At 60.7% G+C, this 21,026-nt stretch carries 23 protein-coding genes; 11 read left to right on the top strand and 12 right to left on the bottom strand.

The window, feature by feature from the left end; translation table 11 throughout:
* Nucleotides 1–2 precede the first annotated feature (2 nt).
* From KGA96_RS03125 to KGA96_RS03105, 5 genes are all read right to left on the bottom strand, one after another.
* On the bottom strand, nt 3–1,982 hold the full coding sequence (locus tag KGA96_RS03125; protein WP_223511556.1) for a GGDEF domain-containing protein: 1,980 nt from the start codon (nt 1,980–1,982) through the stop codon (nt 3–5).
* Complete coding sequence (locus tag KGA96_RS03120; protein ID WP_046042668.1) at nt 1,979–2,857, bottom strand: endonuclease/exonuclease/phosphatase family protein; 879 nt, start codon at nt 2,855–2,857, stop codon at nt 1,979–1,981. Before KGA96_RS03120 ends, KGA96_RS03125 begins: the two co-directional genes overlap by 4 nt.
* A gap of 14 nt (nt 2,858–2,871) precedes the next feature.
* Nucleotides 2,872–3,513 (bottom strand): thiol:disulfide interchange protein DsbA/DsbL, encoded by a 642-nt coding sequence (locus KGA96_RS03115; protein WP_046042669.1) that lies wholly within the window; start codon nt 3,511–3,513, stop codon nt 2,872–2,874.
* 200 nt (nt 3,514–3,713) lie between these two features.
* On the bottom strand, nt 3,714–4,343 hold the full coding sequence (locus KGA96_RS03110; RefSeq protein ID WP_046042670.1) for a c-type cytochrome: 630 nt from the start codon (nt 4,341–4,343) through the stop codon (nt 3,714–3,716).
* A gap of 45 nt (nt 4,344–4,388) precedes the next feature.
* Nucleotides 4,389–4,679, bottom strand: a complete 291-nt coding sequence (locus KGA96_RS03105; RefSeq protein ID WP_008002190.1) for a c-type cytochrome — start codon at nt 4,677–4,679, stop codon at nt 4,389–4,391.
* A 191-nt stretch (nt 4,680–4,870) separates the two neighbouring features.
* Between KGA96_RS03105 and yihA the strand changes: the two genes are divergently transcribed.
* A complete protein-coding gene (yihA, locus tag KGA96_RS03100; protein WP_046042671.1) occupies nt 4,871–5,515 on the top strand; it encodes a ribosome biogenesis GTP-binding protein YihA/YsxC in 645 nt (214 codons plus the stop codon).
* 409 nt (nt 5,516–5,924) lie between these two features.
* Here yihA and polA read toward each other — a convergent pair whose 3' ends face one another.
* Complete coding sequence (polA, locus tag KGA96_RS03095) at nt 5,925–8,729, bottom strand: DNA polymerase I (RefSeq protein WP_046042672.1); 2,805 nt, start codon at nt 8,727–8,729, stop codon at nt 5,925–5,927.
* Nucleotides 8,730–8,803: 74 nt separating this feature from the next.
* Between polA and KGA96_RS03090 the strand changes: the two genes are divergently transcribed.
* Complete coding sequence (locus KGA96_RS03090) at nt 8,804–9,091, top strand: DUF2782 domain-containing protein (protein WP_046042673.1); 288 nt, start codon at nt 8,804–8,806, stop codon at nt 9,089–9,091.
* Nucleotides 9,092–9,151: 60 nt separating this feature from the next.
* Nucleotides 9,152–10,102, top strand: a complete 951-nt coding sequence (locus KGA96_RS03085; protein ID WP_046042674.1) for a homoserine kinase — start codon at nt 9,152–9,154, stop codon at nt 10,100–10,102.
* 53 nt (nt 10,103–10,155) lie between these two features.
* On the opposite strand, the gene znuA is transcribed toward KGA96_RS03085, so the two are convergent.
* Nucleotides 10,156–11,076, bottom strand: a complete 921-nt coding sequence (gene znuA, locus KGA96_RS03080; protein WP_185754837.1) for a zinc ABC transporter substrate-binding protein ZnuA — start codon at nt 11,074–11,076, stop codon at nt 10,156–10,158.
* 66 nt (nt 11,077–11,142) lie between these two features.
* Between znuA and zur the strand changes: the two genes are divergently transcribed.
* The 7 genes from zur to KGA96_RS03045 all read left to right on the top strand — a co-directional run bounded on the left by zur (nt 11,143) and on the right by KGA96_RS03045 (nt 16,756).
* On the top strand, nt 11,143–11,625 hold the full coding sequence (gene zur, locus KGA96_RS03075; RefSeq protein ID WP_046042677.1) for a zinc uptake transcriptional repressor Zur: 483 nt from the start codon (nt 11,143–11,145) through the stop codon (nt 11,623–11,625).
* The gene (gene znuC / locus KGA96_RS03070) at nt 11,625–12,410 is read left to right on the top strand and encodes a zinc ABC transporter ATP-binding protein ZnuC (protein WP_046042678.1); all 786 of its coding nucleotides are present in this window, start codon (nt 11,625–11,627) and stop codon (nt 12,408–12,410) included. Before zur ends, znuC begins: the two co-directional genes overlap by 1 nt.
* Nucleotides 12,403–13,191 (top strand): zinc ABC transporter permease subunit ZnuB, encoded by a 789-nt coding sequence (gene znuB / locus KGA96_RS03065; RefSeq protein WP_046042679.1) that lies wholly within the window; start codon nt 12,403–12,405, stop codon nt 13,189–13,191. Before znuC ends, znuB begins: the two co-directional genes overlap by 8 nt.
* A gap of 37 nt (nt 13,192–13,228) precedes the next feature.
* Nucleotides 13,229–13,945: a PA5502 family lipoprotein gene (locus KGA96_RS03060; protein ID WP_046042680.1), complete on the top strand. Its 717-nt coding sequence runs from the start codon at nt 13,229–13,231 to the stop codon at nt 13,943–13,945.
* 295 nt (nt 13,946–14,240) lie between these two features.
* The gene (locus KGA96_RS03055; protein ID WP_046042681.1) at nt 14,241–15,248 is read left to right on the top strand and encodes a methionine ABC transporter ATP-binding protein; all 1,008 of its coding nucleotides are present in this window, start codon (nt 14,241–14,243) and stop codon (nt 15,246–15,248) included.
* The gene (locus tag KGA96_RS03050) at nt 15,248–15,922 is read left to right on the top strand and encodes a methionine ABC transporter permease (RefSeq protein ID WP_046042682.1); all 675 of its coding nucleotides are present in this window, start codon (nt 15,248–15,250) and stop codon (nt 15,920–15,922) included. Before KGA96_RS03055 ends, KGA96_RS03050 begins: the two co-directional genes overlap by 1 nt.
* 63 nt (nt 15,923–15,985) lie before the next feature.
* Nucleotides 15,986–16,756 carry a MetQ/NlpA family ABC transporter substrate-binding protein gene (locus tag KGA96_RS03045; protein WP_046042683.1) on the top strand — a complete coding sequence of 257 codons (771 nt, stop codon included), beginning with the start codon at nt 15,986–15,988 and terminating at the stop codon, nt 16,754–16,756.
* Between the two features lie 87 nt (nt 16,757–16,843).
* On the opposite strand, the gene KGA96_RS03040 is transcribed toward KGA96_RS03045, so the two are convergent.
* Genes KGA96_RS03040 through KGA96_RS03020 form a run of 5 tightly spaced genes read right to left on the bottom strand, consistent with a single transcriptional unit; the run spans nt 16,844 to nt 20,743 of the window.
* Nucleotides 16,844–17,479, bottom strand: coding sequence for an SCO family protein (locus tag KGA96_RS03040; RefSeq protein WP_046042684.1), 636 nt, complete (start codon nt 17,477–17,479; stop codon nt 16,844–16,846).
* Nucleotides 17,476–18,375 carry a heme o synthase gene (cyoE, locus tag KGA96_RS03035; RefSeq protein ID WP_008045805.1) on the bottom strand — a complete coding sequence of 300 codons (900 nt, stop codon included), beginning with the start codon at nt 18,373–18,375 and terminating at the stop codon, nt 17,476–17,478. Before cyoE ends, KGA96_RS03040 begins: the two co-directional genes overlap by 4 nt.
* A complete protein-coding gene (locus KGA96_RS03030; RefSeq protein ID WP_046042685.1) occupies nt 18,363–19,433 on the bottom strand; it encodes a COX15/CtaA family protein in 1,071 nt (356 codons plus the stop codon). The genes cyoE and KGA96_RS03030 overlap by 13 nt, the downstream gene beginning before the upstream one ends.
* A gap of 10 nt (nt 19,434–19,443) precedes the next feature.
* On the bottom strand, nt 19,444–20,037 hold the full coding sequence (locus KGA96_RS03025; RefSeq protein WP_046042686.1) for a hypothetical protein: 594 nt from the start codon (nt 20,035–20,037) through the stop codon (nt 19,444–19,446).
* A complete protein-coding gene (locus tag KGA96_RS03020; protein WP_046042687.1) occupies nt 20,003–20,743 on the bottom strand; it encodes an SURF1 family protein in 741 nt (246 codons plus the stop codon). Before KGA96_RS03020 ends, KGA96_RS03025 begins: the two co-directional genes overlap by 35 nt.
* A 71-nt stretch (nt 20,744–20,814) precedes the next feature.
* On the opposite strand from KGA96_RS03020, the gene KGA96_RS03015 reads away from it, so the two are divergent.
* Nucleotides 20,815–21,018 carry a twin transmembrane helix small protein gene (locus tag KGA96_RS03015; RefSeq protein WP_007969817.1) on the top strand — a complete coding sequence of 68 codons (204 nt, stop codon included), beginning with the start codon at nt 20,815–20,817 and terminating at the stop codon, nt 21,016–21,018.
* The last annotated feature ends 8 nt before the right edge of the window (nt 21,019–21,026 follow it).

The raw sequence follows: 21,026 nt of genomic DNA, 5'->3' as shown, positions 1-21,026 counted from the left end.
CGTCAGCTCGGTTCCACCCGGTTGCGGCCGGCATTTTTTGCGCGATACAGGGCCTGATCGGCTCTTTTAAGCACCTGATCGCTATGTTCACCCGGCCTGAAGGCCGTCATCCCGATAGACACTGTGATGGTCACCGGCTCTCCCTTGAAGTGGAACGGACAGGCCTCAATGGCGGCCCGCAAGCCTTCCAAGAACTTCAACCCTGCCGCCGGCACCGTGGATGGCATCAACAGCACAAACTCCTCACCGCCAAACCGGGCAATGAAATCCGTCCCGCGCAGCCGCTTGCGCAACACGCTGGCGATTATTTTCAGCACTTTGTCACCGGCCAGGTGCCCGTAGTTATCGTTGATACGCTTGAAATGATCGAGGTCGAGCATGGCCAGCAACAGCGTGTTGCCATGTTGCTGCCATTGTGTGACTTCGAGATCCAGCCGCTCGCTCCAGGCCGCGCGGTTGGGCAGCCCGGTCAACGGGTCGACCAATGCCTTCTGCCGTTGCTCTTCAAGGTGCTCGCGGTAACCCTGGGCCTCCTGCTCCATATGGGCGACCCGTTCGGCCAGGCTGTGCAGGCGCGCAGCGACCTCCTGCTCGCGTTCATCGCGCTGCTTCTGGTGCTGGTCCATGGTGCCCAGCAAGCCTTCGAGATGGTTTTCCAGTACGTGCTTGAGATCTTCCAGGTCCGCGGCTTCCTGCATGCTGCTTTGCAGGCCATCGACCTGTTCGCGGATCTGCGTGTCCATCTGCCGCGCGGCCGAACGATTGTCGGCGTGTCCGGCGGTGGCGGCCTGCAAGTTGCTCTGGAAGGACTCGAGGCGCTCGTTCAGCCGTTGCAGATAGACTTCGAACTCATGCTGGCCGCTGTCGGTAATGGCCAGCATCAAGGTGGCGAAATCGTCGAGGATCGGCAGCAACTCGTACCAGTTCAGACCGTTTTTCAGACGATCGCGCATGGATTCGGCTTGCGGGCGATGGCGCTCGGGCAATGTCAGGTCGTCGAGCAGCCCCAGCAGCGTGTCTTCGATGTGGCTGGCCACCGAGCTATAGGAGGGCTCAGGGGAATCCGGGAGTGCATAGAGGATGTCGTGTTCAGCTGACGCCTGATCGACAGCGGCCACGTCCTCCATGGGCATCGGAGGTAATGACAAGCTATCCGGCGATGTTTGCGCGGTCAGCTCGTCGGGGTTTGTTTCCGACTCGGGAGGCGTCGCGATGGTTTCCGGGGTCGGTTGCTCGGCCGGTCCGGTTTCTGTCGCAGCGGCACTGGCCGGTTGAGGCTCCGCAGGCGGAGGGGCAAAAGCCACGACTGCCGGAGCAGGCGCAGCCACGGTTGGCTCGGTCGGCGCAGACTCGCCTTCAACTCGCTCAGCAGGGGGTCTATCGAAAGTTGCCGCAGGGATCTCGGCTACAGAGGACAGAGCAGGAGAAGTAGCCGCTGATGCCACCATCTCCTCCGCCTCACGACCGCCGAACAACCGCTGCAGCAAGCCCGGGCGGCCGTTCTCCGTCGGGGTCTCCAGTTGGCTCAGGGCCTTGCCCTGCAAGCCACTCAGCTCGCTGAGCAGCAAGGGTATCTCACGTGCCTGACTGACCCGCGCATCCAGTTGCTTGGCGAAACTCTTGAGTGGCCGACTCACATCCCGCGGCAGCGGCAATGTTTGCAGTTGAGTGACCAGCGCAGTCAGGGCGGCACTGGTCTGGTTGACCCGGGTTTCACGACGCTGCTCCGAGTCGAGCACGGCTTTTTCCAGGCGTGGAATCAGCGCGGCCAGACCAGCGTCCATGTCATCGGTGCGCACGACCTCGCGCATTTCCTTCATGCATTGGTCAACGGCGCGGTCAGTACCTTCCGCCGCCAGGGTGCTGCGCACCAGCCCGCGACGCAGCAAGTCGAGCCGCGCGTCCCAGCGACGTTCGAGCTTTTCCTGTTGTTCGATGCTTTTGAGGTATTTCTCTTTCCAGCGCTGTGCTTCGTCGCTCATTCAGGGGTTCCGCGAGGGGCAGGACTCAACGCGGGCAATGCATCGGCCGTGAGCGAACCCGGCAAACGAATCTCTACCGCGACCGGCAGGTGATCGGAAATGGGCTGTGCCAGCACCTCGACCTTTTCCAGGGTCAGGCTCGGGCTCAGCAGGATATGGTCCAGGCAGCGCTGTGGGCGCCAGCTGGGAAACGTCGCTTCCAGTTGCGGCGCGAGCAGGCCGAGATCGCGCAACGGGGAATGTAGCAGCAGGTCACTGGCATGGGTGTTCATGTCGCCCATCAGCACCTGGTGCTTGTAGTCGCCAATCAACTCGCGGATGTAGGCCAGTTGCAGGCTGCGGGCCCGGGCGCCCAACGCCAGGTGCATCATGACCACCACCAGCGCTTCCGGACCTTCGCCGAACCGCACCAGAATGGCTCCGCGACCCTTTGGCCCCGGCAGCGGATGATCCTCAATTGCCCATGGGCGCAATCGGCTGAGCACGCCATTGCTGTGCTGGGCCAGGCGACCGAGATTGCGATTGAGTTGTTGATACCAGTAGGGAAAGGCACCGAGTTGGGCCAGGTGTTCGACCTGATTGACGTAGCCTGATCGCAGGCTGCCGCCATCGGCCTCTTGCAAGGCGACCAGATCGAAGTCGCCCAGCAGGTTGCCGATTTTCTGCAGGTTGTCGGCACGCCCGGTGTGCGGCAGCAGGTGCTGCCAGCCCCGGGTCAGGTAATGCCGGTAGCGCTCGGTACTGATACCGACCTGGATATTGAAGCTGAGCAAGCGCAGACGACTGTCTGCGGGCAGGCCCGTGGACTCCAGATGATGTTCGTTGACCCGCGGATCATGCAGGCCAACGATGCGTTCAGTACCCCATCGGCGCATGGCAGTGACTGCCCTTAGTTGGCGGCAGCCTTGTTAGCCGCTCGCTCTTTGTCGATCAGTTTGTCGGCCAGTTGCAGGGCCTGTTCGGCACCGCCGGCAGAACCCACGTCAAAGCGGTACTTACCGTTGACGATCATGGTTGGAACGCCGGAGATTTCATACTTCTTGGCCAGTTCACGAGCCTTGACGATCTGACCCTTGATAGCGAAAGAGTCGAAAGTCGCGAGGAACTTGTCCTTGTCCACGCCCTGGGTAGCGAGGAAGTCGGCCATGTCGTTCTTGTCGGTCAGTTTCTTGTGTTCTTTCTGAATCGCATTGAACACCGCGGCGTGAACGTTGTGCTCGACACCCATGGCTTCAAGGGTCAGGAACATCTGACCGTGAGCGTCCCACGGGCCACCGAACATGGCTGGAATGCGCACGAAGTTCACGTCCGAAGGCAGCTTTTCGACCCACGGATTAATCACTGGCTCGAAAGCGAAGCAATGCGGGCAGCCGTACCAGAACAGCTCTACCACTTCGATCTTGCCAGGCACGGCGACCGGAACCGGGTTGCTCAGTTCGACATAAGGTGCAGCGGGGGCCTCAGCGGCCTGGGCAGTCATGCCGAACAGGCTGGCAGCGGCAAAAACGGCGCTGATGATCAGATTACGCATGCTTCACTCCTGGACAAATTTTTTCGCCTCGCGCGACCTGTTATCAGACAGGTCCTGGCGGGCTTGAGTTCTGTAGTGTAACGGCAGCGGCCAAAAAAAAGGGCGGCCAAAGCCACCCTTTTTATACTCGTTGCAACGGATTAATCGAGCGTTAACGTTGCAGGTGATAAGCACCCCGTTCAACGCCCGATCCGCCAGCCTTAGTGCAGGCCTTGAATGTAGCTGGACACCGCGGCGATGTCTTCGTCGCTCAGCTTCTTGGCAATGGTCTGCATGGGTTTGGTATCGCCGTCGTTGGTACGGCCGCCTTCTTCCCTGCGGAAATCGGTCAGTTGCTTGCCGACGTATTGAGCGTGCTGGCCACCCAGGTGCGGGAAACCGGCAGCCGCGTTACCTGCGCCATTTGGCGAGTGGCAACCGGTGCAGGATGGCAGGCCCTTGGCCAGGTCACCACCACGGAACAGGGCTTCACCGCGAGCGACGATCTTCGGATCGGCAGCACCGACGCTGCCTTTCTGGCTGGCGAAGTAGGCGGCGATGTCCGCCAGGTCCTGATCGCTCAGGTTGGTCAGCAGGCCGGTCATTTCCAGAACGGTGCGCTTGCCCGACTTGATGTCGTGCAATTGCTTGGTCAGGTAGCGTTCGCCCTGACCTGCCAGTTTTGGAAAGTTTGGCGCCATGCTGTTGCCATCCGGGCCGTGGCAGGCGCCACAGACGGCGGCTTTGGCCTGGCCGGCTTTTGCATCACCCGGTTGTACTGCCTCACCTGCAGCATGGGCCATGCCGGAGATGCCCACGGTCAACAGCAGACTCACGATCAATTTCTTCATCAGCTAATCCAACTACGGCTAAGGGTTAAGAGTTATGGACCGGGCTTACTCGCTCATCCAAAGGATGATGGCTTGGTAATCCTCGGCACTGCAGTCCATGCACAAACCACGCGGCGGCATCGCCTTGAAACCCTGGGTCACGTGTTGCACCAGCGTCTCCATACCTTTCGCCAACCTCGGCGTCCAAGCTTCCTGATCGCCTTTTTTCGGCGCCATGGGGAGTTGGCCGGAATGACAGGCACCACAAACACGGTTGTACACAGCTTCCGGATCCTGTGTAGCCTGAGCGCTGTAAAGCGGCATCAATACACCGGCAGCTAGCAGCCATTTCGTCATAAAACGACCTTTTCAGGGTTGAGAGCGAGCTGCGTTCTAGTGCGCAATCAAGGTCTGTCGCTCTCGTGAACTTCATCCTACGCTGGGACAAAGCGCACACAAAATCTGCGGCATTATATACTGGCGTCACTGAAACGGAAGCGACACTGCTTGCCGCACCCATTCCTGGCGCCGCCCACATCGGAAATCCCATGCAACTCAAGAATCCCATCCTCGGTCTGTGCCAACAGTCCACCTTCATGCTCAGCGCCGCCAAAGTCGACCAATGTCCGGATGACGAGGGCTTCGAAGTCGCCTTCGCCGGGCGTTCCAACGCCGGCAAGTCGAGTGCCTTGAACACCCTGACCCACGCCAGCCTGGCGCGCACCTCGAAAACGCCGGGGCGCACGCAACTGTTGAATTTCTTCAAGCTAGACGATGAACGCCGTCTGGTCGACCTGCCGGGCTACGGTTATGCAAAAGTACCGATCCCGCTCAAGCAACACTGGCAACGTCACCTGGAGGCATATCTGGGTGGTCGCGAGAGTTTGAAAGGTCTGATCCTGATGATGGACATCCGCCATCCGATGACCGATTTCGACTTGCTGATGCTCGACTGGGCCGTTGCTGCCGGCATGCCGATGCACATTCTGCTGACCAAAGCAGACAAGCTGACCTATGGCGCAGCCAAGAACACGCTGCTCAAGGTTCAAGCGGAAATCCGCAAGGGCTGGGGCGATCTCGTGACGATTCAGCTGTTCTCGGCCCCAAAACGCATGGGCCTGGAAGATGCTTACACCGTACTGGCTGGCTGGATGGAACTGGCGGACAAGGGTGCCGAAGCAGAAGCTCAGTAAGTGCCGAGAACTGCCTGCGGCGCACGCAGGCAGTTTTCTTTGGGCAAAAAAAACCCCGGGCTTCATATGGGGAGGGAGAAGTTCCGGGGTTCAAGCTCTAGACCGCTAGGGCGGGGTCCAGATATCTGCCAACACTTAACACAACATAGGAGCATCGAAGGGCTTCACCAGCCATTCAGTAACTCTGAGTGGTGGTGTGCAAGATTAGTTCAGATTTTTTTCAAATAGCTTTGAAATAACTCTGATCGCCCTCCGGACTAAGCTGTTTTTTGCGCCCTTCTGCCGCGGCACTCTGCCGCAGCAGAACACGACAATTTTCTGTAGGAGCGAGCCTGCTCGCGATGGAATTTCAGTCGCAATCGATGTGTCTGACACTCCATCGCGAGCAAGCTCGCTCCTACAAGAAGGCTCAGTGAGCCTCATCCCAGTTGTTTCCAACACCCACTTCGACCAGTAACGGCACATCCAGTTTCGCCGCCTCGCTCATGTGCACGCGAATTTCATCGCGAACCAGGTCGACCAGGTCTTCACGTACCTCGAGCACCAGTTCATCGTGCACCTGCAAAATGACTTTGGCGTCGAGGCCCGACGCGGCCAGCCAGTTATCCACCGCGACCATGGCTTTCTTGATGATGTCCGCGGCAGTGCCTTGCATCGGTGCGTTGATCGCCGTGCGTTCGGCGGCGGCGCGCTCTTGCGGCTTGTTGGAGTTGATGTCCGGCAGGTACAGGCGGCGGCCGAAGAACGTCTCGACATAACCTTGCTCGGCGGCCTGGGCACGCGTGCGGTCCATGTACTGGCGAACGCCGGGATACCGGGCGAAGTAGGTATCGATGTAGGCCTTGGCGGTCTTGGTGTCGACGCCGATGTCCTTGCCGAGCTTCTGCGCACCCATGCCGTAGATCAGGCCGAAGTTGATCGCCTTGGCGCTGCGGCGCTGGTTGGAGGTCACGTCGGCCAGTTCGACCTTGAACACTTCGGCGGCGGTCGCGGTGTGTACGTCCAGATTGTGGCGGAAGGCGTTCATCAGTCCTTCATCCCGGGACAGGTGCGCCATGATCCGCAGTTCGATCTGCGAATAGTCCGCCGCCAGCAGCTTGTAGCCGGTCGGGGCCACGAACGCCTGGCGGATGCGACGCCCTTCGGCGGTACGTACCGGGATGTTCTGCAGGTTCGGATCACTGGAGGACAGCCGCCCGGTGGACGCCACCGCCTGGTGATACGAGGTATGGATCCGCCCGGTACGCGGGTTGATCTGCTCCGGCAGACGGTCGGTATAGGTACTTTTCAGCTTGCTCATGGAGCGGTATTCCATGAGCACTTTCGGCAATCGATAGTCGTCTTCTGCCAGTTTGGCCAGCACTTCTTCGGCGGTGGAGGGCTGGCCCTTGGCGGTTTTCTTCAACACCGGCAGGCCGAGCTTCTCGTAAAGGATCACGCCAAGTTGCTTGGGTGAACCGAGGTTGAATTCCTCACCGGCAATCTCGAAGGCTTCACGCTCCAGCGCCACCATCTTGTCGCCCAGTTCGATGCTTTGCACGCCCAGCAAGGCGGCATCGACGAATGCGCCCTGGCGCTCGATACGCGCCAATACCGGTACCAACGGGATCTCGATGTCGGTCAGCACGCTGGCCAGGCTCGGAATGGCCGAGAGTTTTTCGAACAGGGTCTGGTGCAGACGCAGGGTGATATCCGCATCTTCGGCGGCGTAAGGCCCGGCCTGCTCCAGGGCGATCTGATCGAACGTCAGCTGTTTCACGCCCTTGCCGGCGATGTCCTGGAAACTCACCGTGGTGTGGTCCAGATACTTCTGCGCCAGGCTGTCCATGTCATGGCGGGTGGCCGTGGAGTTCAGTACGTAGGACTCAAGCATGGTGTCGAAGGCGATGCCACGCACGGTAATGCCGTTGTCCTGATCGCCGCCGATGGCGCAATTGGCCAGGATGTTCATGTCGAACTTGGCGTGCTGGCCGACCTTGAGCTTGGCCGGGTCTTCCAGAATCGGCTTGAGCGCGCGCAGGACCGTGTCACGATCCAGCTGCTGCGGCACACCAATGTAGGAATGGGTCAACGGGATGTAGGCCGCTTCGTTAGCCTGAACGGCGAACGACAGGCCCACCAGTTGCGCCTGCTGCGCATCGATGCCGGTTGTTTCGGTGTCGAAGGCAAACAGCTTGGCGTTGTTCAGTTTTTCCAGCCAGGCATCGAACCGCGCCTGATCGAGGATGGTTTCATAGGCGGCTTCAGCAGCGGCGGCCGGTGCTTCGGCCTCTGGTTCGCTGAACAGATCGGCGGCCGGTGCAGGCTCGGCGGCAGCGCTCAGTTCCAGGCGTTTGGCGTCGCGATCAAGGTCGTTCAGCCAGCTCTTGAACTCCAGCAGGGTGTACAGCTCGTAGAGTTTGGCCGGATCTTCCGCGCCCATTTGCAAGTCGTCGAGCCCAACGTCCAGCGGTACATCGACCTTGATGGTCGCCAGTTGATAGGAGAGGAAGGCCATTTCCTTGTGCTCTTCGAGCTTGGCCGGCAGGGTCTTGGCGCCGCGAATCGGCAGGGTCGGCACGATGTCGAGCTGCGCATAGAGTTCGGTCAGACCGCCGTTCACACCGACCAGCAGGCCGGAAGCCGTCTTCGGGCCGATGCCTGGAACACCCGGAATGTTGTCGGAAGAATCGCCCATGAGCGCCAGATAATCGATGATCTGCTCCGGAGCGACGCCGAATTTCTCCTTCACGCCCTCCACGTCCATGCTGCTACCGGTCATGGTGTTGACCAAGGTAATGTGACCGTCGACCAGTTGCGCCATGTCCTTGTCACCGGTGGAAATAATCACCGGACGATCCGCAGCCGCGCTGCTGCGGGCCAGGGTGCCGATCACGTCATCGGCCTCGACGCCCTCGACGCACAGCAGCGGAAAGCCCAGGGCGATCACGCTCTGGTGCAGCGGCTCGATCTGCACGCGCATGTCGTCGGGCATGCTCGGACGGTTGGCCTTGTATTCGGCGTACATGTCATCGCGAAAAGTCCCACCCTTGGCGTCGAACACCACGGCGAACGGACTATCCGGATATTGCTTGCGCAGGCTCTTGAGCATGTTCAAGACGCCCTTGACCGCGCCGGTCGGCAGGCCTTTGGACGTGGTCAGCGGCGGCAGCGCGTGAAAGGCGCGGTACAGGTAAGAAGAACCGTCCACCAGGACGAGGGGGGCTTGGCTCATGAGCAGGATCAACCTTTTCGGCGGGTCCGGCGCTAGAATAGCGGGACCGTTGACGACAAAGGGACAAGGTTATCATGCGCACACTAAATCGCCTGTTGCTGGCTGGCTTGTTTGCTATCACACCTTTGGCCGTCATGGCGGCGGATGACGCCCCTTCGGCAGACCCGGATGTCACGATCCGCACGGAAGGGGACAAGCTCATTCAGGAATACCGCCAAAACGGCTTCCTGTATGCGATCAAAGTCACGCCCAAAGGCGGCAAGCCGTATTTTCTCGTGCGCGCCGATGGGTCGGACGGTAACTTCATTCGCTCGGATTACCCGGATATGCTGATTCCGGCGTGGGAAATTTTTAAGTGGTAAGTCGTCCTTAACTTTAATCGGCGCTGGCTCAACAGCGGCGCCCGTACTGGCAGTTTAAACATGTCTGTGTTCACCCCCCTGGCTCGGCCCGAGCTGGAAGCTTTTCTCGCCCCTTATGGCCTCGGCCGCCTGCTTGATTTCCAGGGGATTGCCGCCGGTAGCGAAAACACCAATTTCTTTATCAGCCTGGAGCAGGGCGAATTTGTCCTGACCCTGATCGAGCGCGGCCCGGTTCAGGAAATGCCGTTCTTCATCGAACTGCTCGACGTGCTGCACGGCGCGAACTTGCCGGTGCCTTACGCCTTGCGCACCACCGACGGCGTGGCCCTGCGCGAACTGGCGGGTAAACCTGCGCTGCTGCAACCGCGTCTGGCCGGCAAGCACATCAAGCAAGCCAACGCGCAACATTGTGCGCAGGTCGGTGAGTTGCTCGGCCATCTGCACCTGGCGACCCAGGCCAACATGATCAAGCGCAAAACCGATCGTGGCCTGGACTGGATGCTGGAAGAGGGCACGCAGTTTTTGTCGCACCTCGGTGCCGAACAGAAAGACCTGCTGCAGCGGGCGCTGGAAGAAATCACCCGGCAGAAAGGAAAAATCCTGGCACTGCCACGGGCGAACATTCACGCCGACCTGTTCCGCGACAACGCGATGTTCGAAGGCACGCACCTGACCGGGCTGATCGACTTCTACAACGCCTGCTCCGGGCCGATGCTCTACGACGTGGCGATTGCCTTGAACGACTGGTGCTCGAACGACGATGGCGTGATCGATGGACCGCGAGCGCGGGCCTTGCTGGGCGCTTACGCGGCCTTGCGACCGTTCACCGCGGCCGAAGCCGAGTTGTGGTCGACCATGCTGCGGGTGGCTTGCGTACGGTTCTGGTTGTCACGCCTGATCGCGGCGGAGTCGTTCGCCGGGCAGGATGTGCTGATTCACGATCCGATGGAGTTCCAGTTGCGCCTGGCGCAGCGGCAGACGGTCAATACGCCATTGCCTTTCGCCCTTTAAAGGCTTTGACCTGTGGGAGCGAGCTTGCTCGCTCCCACAGGGTCTGGTGTCGGTTACAACGACTCCAGGCACCCCGCCAGATCATTCCCCAGCTTCTCCAACACCTGCTCATAGCCCTGAGCAGTCGCCGGCGTGTACCCGCCCAGCGCATCCAGTTCAGCCAGCTTCACCGGCAAGCCCGCCACCAGGGTTTCCGCCAGGCGCGGCCGTAGCGGCGGTTCGCTGAACACGCAAGTCTTGCCGACTTCCTGCAACCGCGCGCGCATTGCCGCGACATGCTGGGCACCGGGCTGCACTTCGGCCGCGACGCTGAACACACCCACGTGCTTGAGGCCGTAGGCGTCTTCGAAGTAGTCGAAGGCTTCGTGGAACACGAAGTAGGGCTTGCCCTGAACATCGGCCAGGCGTTTCTTCAGGCGCGCATCCAACGCATCGAGACGCTCGTCAAAGGCTTTCAGATTGCTCTGATAGCGCGCGGCATTGTCAGGATCGGCGGCACTCAGGTCAGCGGCCATTTTCGTGGCGATGACCCGGGCGTTGACCGGCGACAGCCACAGGTGCGCATCGAGGCTGCCCGGACGGTGATCGTGGTCATGTTCGTCGGCTTCTTCGGCGTGGGAGTGGCTATCTTCGGCAAAGCGGCGCAGTTTCATGCCCGGCAAATCCTGCACGGCGACGTTGGGCAACGTACGACCATTGAGCACCCGTGGCAGGAAGCCTTCCATGTCCGGGCCGATCCAGTACAGAAGGTCCACCGATTGCACCTTGCGTACGTCGGAAGGGCGCAACGCATAGTTATGCGGTGAGGCCCCCGGCGGCAGCAAAACCTCGGGGATCGCCACGCCGTCCTGCACCGCCGCGGCGATCAACTGCAGAGGCTTGATGCTGGTAAGGACCTTGACCTCGGCCTGCGCTGAACCGATCAGCAGAAAACTTGCGATAAATGCGACAAAAACAGAAAAAAGTCGGGACACGATGACCACTCGAAGAGGCGAGAACGGGTAACATAATAACGTCTCTCACAAAACTCGTCGCCGCTCATGCTAAAAACACCGATCGCCAGCCGTCCCCACGACCACTCACATTGCGTTCACAGCGCTTTGTCCGAGGCCGATGTCCTGTGCGCACGTCAAGGCCTGCGCCTGACCGCGTTGCGTCGGCGAGTACTGGAACTGGTGTGGCAAAGCCACAAGCCCTTGGGTGCCTACGACATTCTCGCGGTCCTCAGCGAGCAGGACGGTCGCCGTGCCGCGCCGCCGACAGTGTACCGCGCGCTGGATTTCCTGCTGGAAAACGGCCTGGTCCATCGGATTTCTTCGCTCAACGCCTTCATCGGCTGCAATCACCCGGAACATGCTCACCAGGGTCAGTTCCTGATCTGCCGTATGTGCCACGCCGCGATCGAACTTGAGCAAAGATCCATCAGCGACGCGATCATCGCCAGCGCCAGGGATGTCGGGTTTGTGGTCGAAGGCCAGACTGTCGAAGTGGTCGGTCTCTGCTCGGGTTGTCAGGGGGCTTGATGAGCAACGCGCTGATCCGTCTTGAGCAGGTTGCCGTCACGTTCGCCGGGCAATCGGTGCTGGACAACATCGAGCTGAGCGTCGAGCCGGGGCAGATCGTTACCCTGATCGGCCCCAACGGCGCCGGCAAAACCACCCTGGTGCGTGCCGTGCTCGGCCTGTTGAAACCAGACCGCGGCAGCGTCTGGCGCAAGCCGAAACTGCGGGTCGGTTACATGCCGCAAAAACTTCATGTCGATCCAACCCTCCCGCTGTCGGTCCTGCGTTTCTTGCGCCTGGTGCCGGGCGTGGACCGTGCGATGGCCTTGGCGGCACTCAAGGAAGTCGGTGCCGAACAGGTGATCGACAGCCCGGTGCAAAGCGTTTCCGGTGGCGAAATGCAACGTGTGTTGCTGGCCCGAGCCTTGTTGCGCGAACCGGAACTGCTGGTACTCGACGAACCGGTACAGGGTGTCGACGTGGCCGGCCAGGCTGAGCTGTACAGCCTGATCACCCGCCTGCGTGACCGTCACGGTTGCGGCGTGCTGATGGTCTCCCACGATTTGCACCTGGTGATGAGCACCACCGATCAGGTGGTTTGCCTCAATCGTCACGTCTGCTGTTCCGGCCATCCCGAGCAGGTCAGCGGCGATCCGGCATTCGTCGAGCTGTTCGGAAAAAACGCACAAAGCCTGGCGATTTATCACCACCATCACGACCACGCCCACGACTTGCATGGTTCGGTGGTCAAGGCGCCCGCGTCGGGTCAACCCCATGTTCACGGAGATAGCTGCAAGCATGGCTGATTTTCTGCTCTACGCCCTGCTTGCAGGCCTGGCCCTGGCCGTCGTCGCAGGCCCGCTGGGGTCTTTCGTGGTCTGGCGGCGCATGGCCTATTTCGGCGACACCCTGTCCCACGCGGCATTGCTCGGCGTGGCCCTGGGCTTCCTGCTGGATGTCAGCCCGACCGTTGCCGTCACCGTTGGCTGCTTGCTGTTGGCGGTGATGCTGGTGACCTTGCAACAACGCCAGCCACTGGCATCCGACACGCTTTTGGGAATTCTCGCACCCAGCACGCTCTCTCTGGGCCTGGTGGTACTAAGCTTCATGCACGAAGTGCGGATCGACCTTATGGCTTATCTGTTCGGCGACCTGCTGGCGATCAGCCCGACCGATCTGGCCTGGATCCTCGGCGGTAGCGCTGCGGTACTGCTCTTGCTGGTTGCGTTGTGGCGCCCACTGCTGGCGATCACGGTGCATGAAGAACTGGCCAGGGTCGAAGGCCTGCCGGTGGCGGGATTGCGCCTGGCCCTGATGCTGTTGATCGCCGTAGTGATTGCCGTGGCGATGAAAATTGTCGGGGTATTGCTGATCACTTCGTTGCTGATCATCCCGGCGGCTGCGGCACAACGTCACGCCCGCTCGCCAGAACAGATGGCACTGGGCGCGAGCCTGCTGGGCATACTCGCCGTGTGTGGCGGGCTGGCGCTGTCATGGTTCAAGGACACCCCGGCCGGCCCGTCGATTGTGGTGACGGCCGCCGCGCTATTTCTGCTGAGTTTTGTTCTGCCCCGTCGAGGGGTGTAGACTTGCTCGTTTTTTGCGCAAATAGAGAGTCGCAGGAATGAAGTCGTTCGCCTCCCGTTATCTGCTCCTTGTCGCATTTTCTTTGCTGCTGGGCGCCTGCCAAAGCACGCCATCGGAAGCCACCAAGGCCGCCGATGCACGGGCCACGGCCATCGTGCAGCTGGAACAAAACATCGCCAGCGATGAACTGGCCACCGCCGAGGACCAATTGGCAGCCTTGCAGGCCGAATCGCCCAACGATGCGTCCCTTGAGCAATATCAGCGGCAGTTGGCCGAAGCCTATCTGCGTCGCAGCCAGATCGTGCTGCAAAAGGGTGATGTGGATGCCGCCGCGACCGCCTTGAGCCGTGCCCGCGCGCTGATGCCCAAGGCTCCGGCACTGACCGGCGGAGTCAACGGCTCGATTGCCCAGGCACGCAAGGCCGAGCTGGAAAAAGCCGAAGCCGCCCTCAAGGCTGCCGAAGCCAGGCCAAAAGCCAAGGTTATCGACCTGACGGCTGAAAGCACCACGGTCGTGCTGAATATCAACGATATGGGCAAACTGCGTCGCCAACTGGATGCCATCGCCGCCGATGTGGTGAACTTTCAGTGCGACGTGAGCATTCAGGCTCCGCGTACCAACGATTACCCTTGGCTGGCTAACTTGCTGACCAAACGAGTGAAGAAGCTCGATCCCGAGTTTGATCTGAAGCTGGAGCGGCAGATTTTGCGCAGTGTTCCGGCGCAGATGGTTCTTAGCCCTCGGAAACCCTGAAAAGCTTCGCGGGCTTGCCCGCGAAGGCGTCCTATCTGGCAAAAAAACTCTCAGGCCGGAATCACCTTGGCCTTCGCCTCCCTGTCCCAAAACCGATGCTGCCCACCAGGTCGAAATTGCCTTCGGCTTTGGGCGAGCTTCTTCAGCCGTTCCTTTTTCCTGACCTTTGATCGCGTTATTGCCAAATGACAGGACAAATGCGAAATAAATGCTAAGAACCTCTATACGGACAGGCTAAAATGCGCGCCCGGCTAACCGCTGATCCTTTTCTAACGCGCCCCACAAGGTTCGCTACGTGATCGAGTTTCAAAACGTCCATAAAACCTACCGCGTCGCCGGTAAGGAAATCCCCGCCCTGCATCCGACCAGTCTGACGATTGAGAACGGGCAGGTTTACGGCTTGATCGGTCATTCCGGCGCAGGAAAAAGTACCCTGCTGCGTCTGATCAATCGCCTGGAAAATTCCAGCGGCGGCAAGATCATTGTCGACGGTGAAGAAGTCACCGCTCTCGACGCCAACGGCCTGCGCCGCTTCCGTCAGCAGGTCGGGATGATTTTCCAGCACTTCAACCTGCTGGCCTCCAAGACTGTCGCTGACAACGTGGCGCTGCCGCTGACCCTGGCCGGCGAACTGTCGCGCAGCGAGATCGATTCTCGCGTGGCCGAGTTGCTGGCGCGGGTCGGTTTGTCCGACCACGCCAAGAAATACCCGGCGCAATTGTCTGGCGGACAGAAGCAGCGTGTCGGCATTGCCCGTGCGCTGGCGACCAAGCCGAAAATCCTGCTGTGCGATGAAGCCACCAGCGCCCTCGACCCGCAAACCACCGCATCGGTCTTGCAATTGCTGGCCGAGATCAACCGCGAGCTGAAACTGACCATCGTCTTGATCACCCACGAGATGGACGTGATCCGCCGGGTCTGCGACCAGGTAGCCGTGATGGACGCCGGCGTGATCGTCGAGCAAGGCTCGGTGGCCGAAGTGTTCCTGCATCCGAAGCACCCGACCACCAAGCGCTTCGTGCAGGAAGACGAGCAGATCGACGAAAGCGAACAGCGTGACGACTTCGCTCACGTCCCGGGGCGCATCCTGCGTCTGACCTTCCAGGGCGAAGCGACCTACGCGCCTCTGCTGGGCACTGTCGCCCGGGAAACCGGCGTGGACTACAGCATCCTGGCCGGTCGTATCGACCGCATCAAAGACATCCCTTACGGGCAACTGACCCTGGCCGTGACCGGCGGTGACATGGAAGCGGCCTTTGCCCGCTTCACCGCAGCCGACGTCCACATGGAGGTGCTGCGCTAATGGAAGCCCTGACAAGTTTCTTCGCCAATATCGACTGGTTCGAAATCTGGCTGGCCACCGGCGACACCCTGCTGATGCTCGGCGGTTCGCTGTTGTTCACCGTGCTGCTCGGCTTGCCGCTGGGCGTGCTGCTGTTCCTGTGCAGCCCGCGCCAGTTGCTGGAAGCCAAAGGCGTCTACGCGATGTTGTCGCTGATGGTGAACATCCTGCGTTCGCTGCCGTTCATCATCCTGTTGATCGTGATGATTCCGTTCACCGTGTTGATCACCGGTACGTCCCTGGGTGTCGCCGGTGCGATCCCGCCGCTAGTGGTGGGTGCCACGCCGTTCTTCGCCCGCCTGGTGGAAACCGCCCTGCGTGAAGTGGATCGCGGCATCATCGAAGCGACCCAGGCCATGGGCGCGACCACGCGACAGATCATCACCAATGCCTTGCTGCCGGAGGCTCGCCCGGGCATCTTCGCGGCGATTACGGTGACAGCCATTACACTGGTGTCCTACACGGCGATGGCCGGTGTCGTGGGTGCCGGTGGTCTGGGTGACCTGGCGATCCGCTTCGGCTACCAGCGTTTCCAGACCGATGTGATGGTGGTGACCGTGGTGTTGCTGCTGGTACTGGTCCAGGTACTGCAAACCGTTGGCGACAAATTGGTTGTGCATTTCTCCCGTAAATAAAGACATGAGCCGGCCATTCGCTGGCAGGCGCCGGTAACCGGCGCCGCACAAGGAGTTAGCTGAATGAAAAAACTACTCGTGGCCTTCGCGGCCGTTGCCGCGTTCTCTGCTCACGCTGAAACCCTGACCGTTGCGGCCACTCCAGTGCCACACGCCGAGATCCTCGAATTCGTGAAGCCGACCCTGGCCAAAGAAGGCGTGGACCTGAAGGTCAAGGTATTCACCGACTACATCCAGCCGAACGTGCAGGTCGCGGAAAAACGCCTGGATGCCAACTTCTTCCAGCACCAGCCGTACCTGGATGAGTTCAACAAGGCCAAGGGCACCCACCTGGTTTCCGTAACCGGCGTGCACCTGGAGCCCCTGGGCGCTTACTCCAGCAAGTACAAGACCATTGCCGAACTGCCTGGCGGTGCCAACGTGGTGATCCCGAACGACGCCACCAACGGCGGCCGTGCGCTGCTGCTGATGGCCAAGGCCGGCCTGATCAAGTTGAAGGATTCGAACAACATCCTGTCGACCGTCAAGGACATCACCGAGAACACCAAGGACCTGAAAATCCGCGAACTGGAAGCCGCGACCATCCCGCGCGTGCTGACCCAGGTCGACCTGGCGCTGATCAACACCAACTACGCGCTGGAAGCCAAGCTTGATCCGGCCAAGGACGCGCTGTTCATCGAAGGCAGCGACTCGCCTTACGTGAACATTCTGGTGGCTCGCCCGGACGACAAGGACAGCGAAGCGATGAAGAAACTGGTCGCTGCCCTGCACAGCCCGGAAGTGAAGGCCTTCATTCTCGAGAAGTACAAAGGCGCGGTGGTGCCGGCGTTCTGATCGAACTGCTGCAACGAAAAAAGGGCGCATCGAATGCGCCCTTTTTTTGTGCCTGAAACACAGCCCCCACAGGGTTTGGTGGTGCTTTCAGTTGCGCTTGAGCATCACCGGCAACTGCGCCACCAGCTTCGCATTGTTCAACGGCGCCCGAATGAACCCGCGCTGGGTGCCGTCCGGCCCGATCACCGCAAGGTTACCGCTGTGGTCAACGGTGTAGTTCGGCTTGCTGGTGTCCGCCGGAATGAATGGAATGCTCACCGCGTTGGCGATCGTTTGCAGCTCATCGGTCGACGCCGGGGTCAGGCCAACAAACTGCGGATCGAAATAGCCCAGATACTGCTTGAGCTGCTTGGGCGTATCGCGATTGGGGTCGATACTGACCAGCACGATTTGCAATTTATCCACAGCCTCGGGTGGCAACTCGCTCTTGATCTGCCGCAACTGGGCGAGGGTGGTCGGGCAGATGTCCGGGCAGAAGGTGTAGCCGAAGAACAGCAAGCTCCACTTGCCTTTCAATTCATTGATCGCGACCGGCTGGCCATCCTGGTTGGTCATCATCACGTCCGGCAGATTCCGGCTCTGCGGCAACAAGATGATGCCAGCGTCGATCAGCGCCGTCGGATCGCCCTGGTTTTTCCCGGACAGCACCTTGTTGACGGTCAGGCCCAGGATCAGGGCGACCAGGGCGACGAGTATGAAGACGGTTTTCTGGGTTCGAGTCATAGGTTCAACAGTAGGTAGTGGTCTACGAGCAGGGCGATAAACAGCAGGAACAAGTAGTAAATAGAGTACTTGAACGTGTTGATCGCCGCGTGCGGCCGAGTGCCACGGTACAGCACCACGGCCCATTGCAGAAACCGCGCACCCAGTCCGAGCGCGCAGACCAGGTAGAGCGTGCCGCTCATGTGGATCACATAAGGCATCAGGCTGACGGCAAGCAATGCGAAGGTATAAAGCAGGATGTGAATCTTGGTGTAGTGTTCGCCATGGGTGACCGGCAGCATCGGTATGTCGGCCTTGGCGTATTCCTCCTTGCGATGGATCGCCAGCGCCCAGAAGTGCGGCGGGGTCCAGGCGAATATGATCAGCACCAGCAGCAGTGGCTCGGCGCTGACATGACCGGTGGCGGCGGTCCAGCCGAGCAATGGCGGCGCGGCACCGGCCAGACCACCGATGACGATGTTCTGCGGGGTCGCGCGCTTGAGGAATCCGGTGTAGACCACCGCGTAGCCGAGCAACGAGGCGAGGGTCAGCCATGCAGTCAGCGGGTTGGTGAACGCCAGCAGCATGGCTTGTCCGAGGACCGCCAATACCAGTGCGAACGTCAGCGCGGCGGTTGGCGAAACCCGGCCTTCGGCGAGCGGCCGTTTGTGGGTGCGCGCCATCACCGCGTCGATCCGCCGGTCCACCACATGATTGACCGCCGCCGCACCGCCGGCACACAGGGCGATGCCCAGGTTGCCGAAAATCAGCACCGTCCACGGCACCCCGGCACGGGTCGCGAGGAACATCCCCACCAGTGAAGTGATGAGCATCAGCACCACGACTTTGGGTTTGGTCAGTTCCAGGTAATCACGCCAGATCGCCTGACTGGGACGTTCGCCGATCAGAATCGCCATGGCATCTCTCCTTTTATTGTTATGGGCCCGGCTGAGTGTTTACGCGGGCTGAAGTGCCAGCGCGCTTGCTTGACCCGGACCAGGCTGGTTCGGGCGTGGTAATTGACCAGCACCATGGTCAGCAACAGCGCCGCGCCGCCCGCGTTATGCGCGACGGCCACTGGCAGCGGCAGATGGAACAACACGTTGCTGATGCCCAAAGTGATTTGTGCGCCAAGGGCGATCAGCACCAGGCCTGCCAGGCGCGTCATGCCAACTGCCTTCAGTTGCCACGCCAGACCGAGCAATACCAGGGTGACCAGCAACGCGCCGATGCGGTGAGTCAGGTGAATCGCCGTACGGGCGTCGCTGTCCAGTTGCCCGCCGAGGTAGTTCGGACCGATGTGCTGGGTCAGGTGAAAACCATTGGCGAAGTCCGCCGCTGGCAACCACTGGCCGTGGCAGGTCGGGAAGTCGATACAGGCCACCGCGGCATAGTTGGAACTGACCCAGCCGCCGAGAGCGATTTGCCCGATCACCAGCAACAGCCCCGCCGTCGCCCAGTGCTGCAAACGTCGTGGCACGGTCAGCGCCGGCAGTACGCCGGACAGGCGCAAGGTCAGCAGAAACAATAGGCTCAAGGTCGCGAAGCCGCCCAGCAAATGCCCGGTAACCACCTGCGGCCAGAGCTTGAGCGTTACCGTCCACATGCCGAACGCGGCCTGGCCAAATACCACCGCCAACAGAAACAACGGCAGCTTCACCGGCTGTCCGGGATGGCGGCGATGCATCCACGAACGACCGGCCAACACCGCGATCAACAGCCCCAGCGTGCCGGCGAAGTAGCGGTGGACCATCTCGTTCCAGCCCTTGTGGGCCTCGACCGGAGCGTCCGGGAAATGCAATTCGGCATGGGCCAGCTGGGCTTCGCTTTTCGGCACGCTGATGAAGCCGTAGCAACCGGGCCAGTCCGGGCAGCCGAGGCCGGCGTGGGTGAGGCGGGTGTAGGCGCCGAGCAACACCACAATCAGTGCCAGCAAGGTGGCAAACAACGCGAGGCGAAATCCAGGTTTGGCCATGACGATGCCCTTATCCGATGTTCGACAGTTTCAACAGGTGGCGCAGATCGTTGAGCAGGTCCTTGCCCTTCACCGACGGGTCGTAGCGCAGCACAAGATTGCCGTGGGGGTCGATGATCCACAGGTGCGGCGCGTCATTGCTCTGGGCGCCTTTTGTGTAGGCAGGCAAGTCCAGTGAATAGCGTTGCAACTGCGGGTACTCGCGTTGAAGTTTAGTCTCGTAATCGCTGTTCAGCGTCTGCGCGGCGGCCAATGCATGGCTGGCGCGGGATGCATCGCGGCCCAGGCCGATCTGGATTTGCCGCGCCAGATACACCAGTTGCTGACAATCCACCGCGCAATCCTTAGGCGCGGTCACCAGTAACTGCCAGCGATCTTCCTGGGCCTGCACGCCGATGTCCGCGCGGGTCTGACCGTTGCCGATCAGTTCGCCGTGATAACTGCGGCCCTCGGGCACCCAGAAATTCAGCTTGTACATGCCGGTGGCGAGGATCATCGGACCGATCACCCCGAGCAGGATCAGCAGCAGTTGCATACGGCCCTTGCGCCGGTTCACCGACGGTTTCGCCTCAGACATGCTGGGTGGATTCATGGCCGCTCCCATGGTGTTTCTCCTTTGCGTTGTGCCAGCCGAGATAGAGATAAAGACCGAACAGGGCGATCGCCATGGCGAACCACTGCACGGCATAAGCGATGTGTTTTTCAGGACCCATGGCGACTACCGGCCAGTCGGCCTGATAGGTGGCGGGGCCGGTTTCGGCGCGCAGTTCGTAGGCAAAGCCTTCGCGGCTCAGTGCTGTCCAGAGTTTGTCTGGCTCAACGGCCGTAATCAGCTTCGGCCATGTCAACGTTGTGGGGTCTGCGTGCAATTGGAACGTCGCCCCGGGGGAGACGTAGACCCATGCGTCGAGGCTGACTGCTTCGCCAGGTGTCTTGAATTGCGGTGGTGTGCGGCGCTCCGGCCAAGGCAACCAGCCGCGATTGACCAACAGCCAAAGCCCGCTGGCCTGATCGTGAAATGGCTGCAACAGCTCGACGCCGACCCTGCCGTTGCGTTGACTGTTATCCAGCAGCAGGCTGTGTTCGGCATCGAACCGGCCGTACAGGTGAACCCGACGGAAGGCCGGGTCTGTCGTGTGTTGCAGTTCGGTGCTGGCCATCGGCTCAGCGGCCCGGCGCTCGGCGTAGTTTTGCAGCAGCGCGCTTTTCTCCGCGCCCCGGCTCAATTGCCAGAACCCCAGGGACACCAGCAGCGGCAGCAACAGCGCCACCACCAGCGTTGGCACGATACCCGGCCGAAAGCGTTTCATGGCATCGCCAGAAAGTCGGTCATCGCGATAGCTATACTCAAGTGCATCGCTTATCCCCCCGGAGTCTCACCATGCTCAAAGCAGCCATCGTCCTGATGCTGATTGCCACGGTTGTCAGCCTGTTCAGCGGCCTGTTTTTTCTGGTCAAGGACGACAGCCGCTCAAACCGCCTCGTCATTGCCTTGAGTGTGCGTGTCACTCTGGCCGCCATTACCCTGGGTCTGATCACCTGGGGTTTTTTCAGCGGCCAGCTGGTTTCACATGCCCCCTGGTAACTAAAAGT

The organism is Pseudomonas sp. GL-R-26 (genome assembly GCF_019947365.1).
GTDB lineage: Bacteria > Pseudomonadota > Gammaproteobacteria > Pseudomonadales > Pseudomonadaceae > Aquipseudomonas.
Note: the sequence above shows the minus strand (reverse complement) of the source record. Positions and strands in the feature narration are given on the sequence as shown.

Coding starts and splice junctions, on each gene's coding strand:
- KGA96_RS03045 (WP_046042683.1), top strand. CDS start 15,986: ATGAAAAAACTACTCGTGGCCTTCGCGGCCGTTGCCGCGTTCTCTGCT.
- KGA96_RS03120 (WP_046042668.1), bottom strand. CDS start 2,857: ATGCGCCGATGGGGTACTGAACGCATCGTTGGCCTGCATGATCCGCGG.
- yihA (WP_046042671.1), top strand. CDS start 4,871: ATGCAACTCAAGAATCCCATCCTCGGTCTGTGCCAACAGTCCACCTTC.
- polA (WP_046042672.1), bottom strand. CDS start 8,729: ATGAGCCAAGCCCCCCTCGTCCTGGTGGACGGTTCTTCTTACCTGTAC.
- KGA96_RS03115 (WP_046042669.1), bottom strand. CDS start 3,513: ATGCGTAATCTGATCATCAGCGCCGTTTTTGCCGCTGCCAGCCTGTTC.
- KGA96_RS03030 (WP_046042685.1), bottom strand. CDS start 19,433: ATGGCCAAACCTGGATTTCGCCTCGCGTTGTTTGCCACCTTGCTGGCA.
- KGA96_RS03015 (WP_007969817.1), top strand. CDS start 20,815: ATGCTCAAAGCAGCCATCGTCCTGATGCTGATTGCCACGGTTGTCAGC.
- KGA96_RS03085 (WP_046042674.1), top strand. CDS start 9,152: ATGTCTGTGTTCACCCCCCTGGCTCGGCCCGAGCTGGAAGCTTTTCTC.
- KGA96_RS03105 (WP_008002190.1), bottom strand. CDS start 4,679: ATGACGAAATGGCTGCTAGCTGCCGGTGTATTGATGCCGCTTTACAGC.
- cyoE (WP_008045805.1), bottom strand. CDS start 18,375: ATGGCGATTCTGATCGGCGAACGTCCCAGTCAGGCGATCTGGCGTGAT.
- znuC (WP_046042678.1), top strand. CDS start 11,625: ATGAGCAACGCGCTGATCCGTCTTGAGCAGGTTGCCGTCACGTTCGCC.
- zur (WP_046042677.1), top strand. CDS start 11,143: ATGCTAAAAACACCGATCGCCAGCCGTCCCCACGACCACTCACATTGC.
- KGA96_RS03125 (WP_223511556.1), bottom strand. CDS start 1,982: ATGAGCGACGAAGCACAGCGCTGGAAAGAGAAATACCTCAAAAGCATC.
- KGA96_RS03090 (WP_046042673.1), top strand. CDS start 8,804: ATGCGCACACTAAATCGCCTGTTGCTGGCTGGCTTGTTTGCTATCACA.
- KGA96_RS03110 (WP_046042670.1), bottom strand. CDS start 4,343: ATGAAGAAATTGATCGTGAGTCTGCTGTTGACCGTGGGCATCTCCGGC.
- KGA96_RS03060 (WP_046042680.1), top strand. CDS start 13,229: ATGAAGTCGTTCGCCTCCCGTTATCTGCTCCTTGTCGCATTTTCTTTG.
- KGA96_RS03025 (WP_046042686.1), bottom strand. CDS start 20,037: ATGGGAGCGGCCATGAATCCACCCAGCATGTCTGAGGCGAAACCGTCG.
- KGA96_RS03050 (WP_046042682.1), top strand. CDS start 15,248: ATGGAAGCCCTGACAAGTTTCTTCGCCAATATCGACTGGTTCGAAATC.
- znuB (WP_046042679.1), top strand. CDS start 12,403: ATGGCTGATTTTCTGCTCTACGCCCTGCTTGCAGGCCTGGCCCTGGCC.
- KGA96_RS03040 (WP_046042684.1), bottom strand. CDS start 17,479: ATGACTCGAACCCAGAAAACCGTCTTCATACTCGTCGCCCTGGTCGCC.
- KGA96_RS03020 (WP_046042687.1), bottom strand. CDS start 20,743: ATGAAACGCTTTCGGCCGGGTATCGTGCCAACGCTGGTGGTGGCGCTG.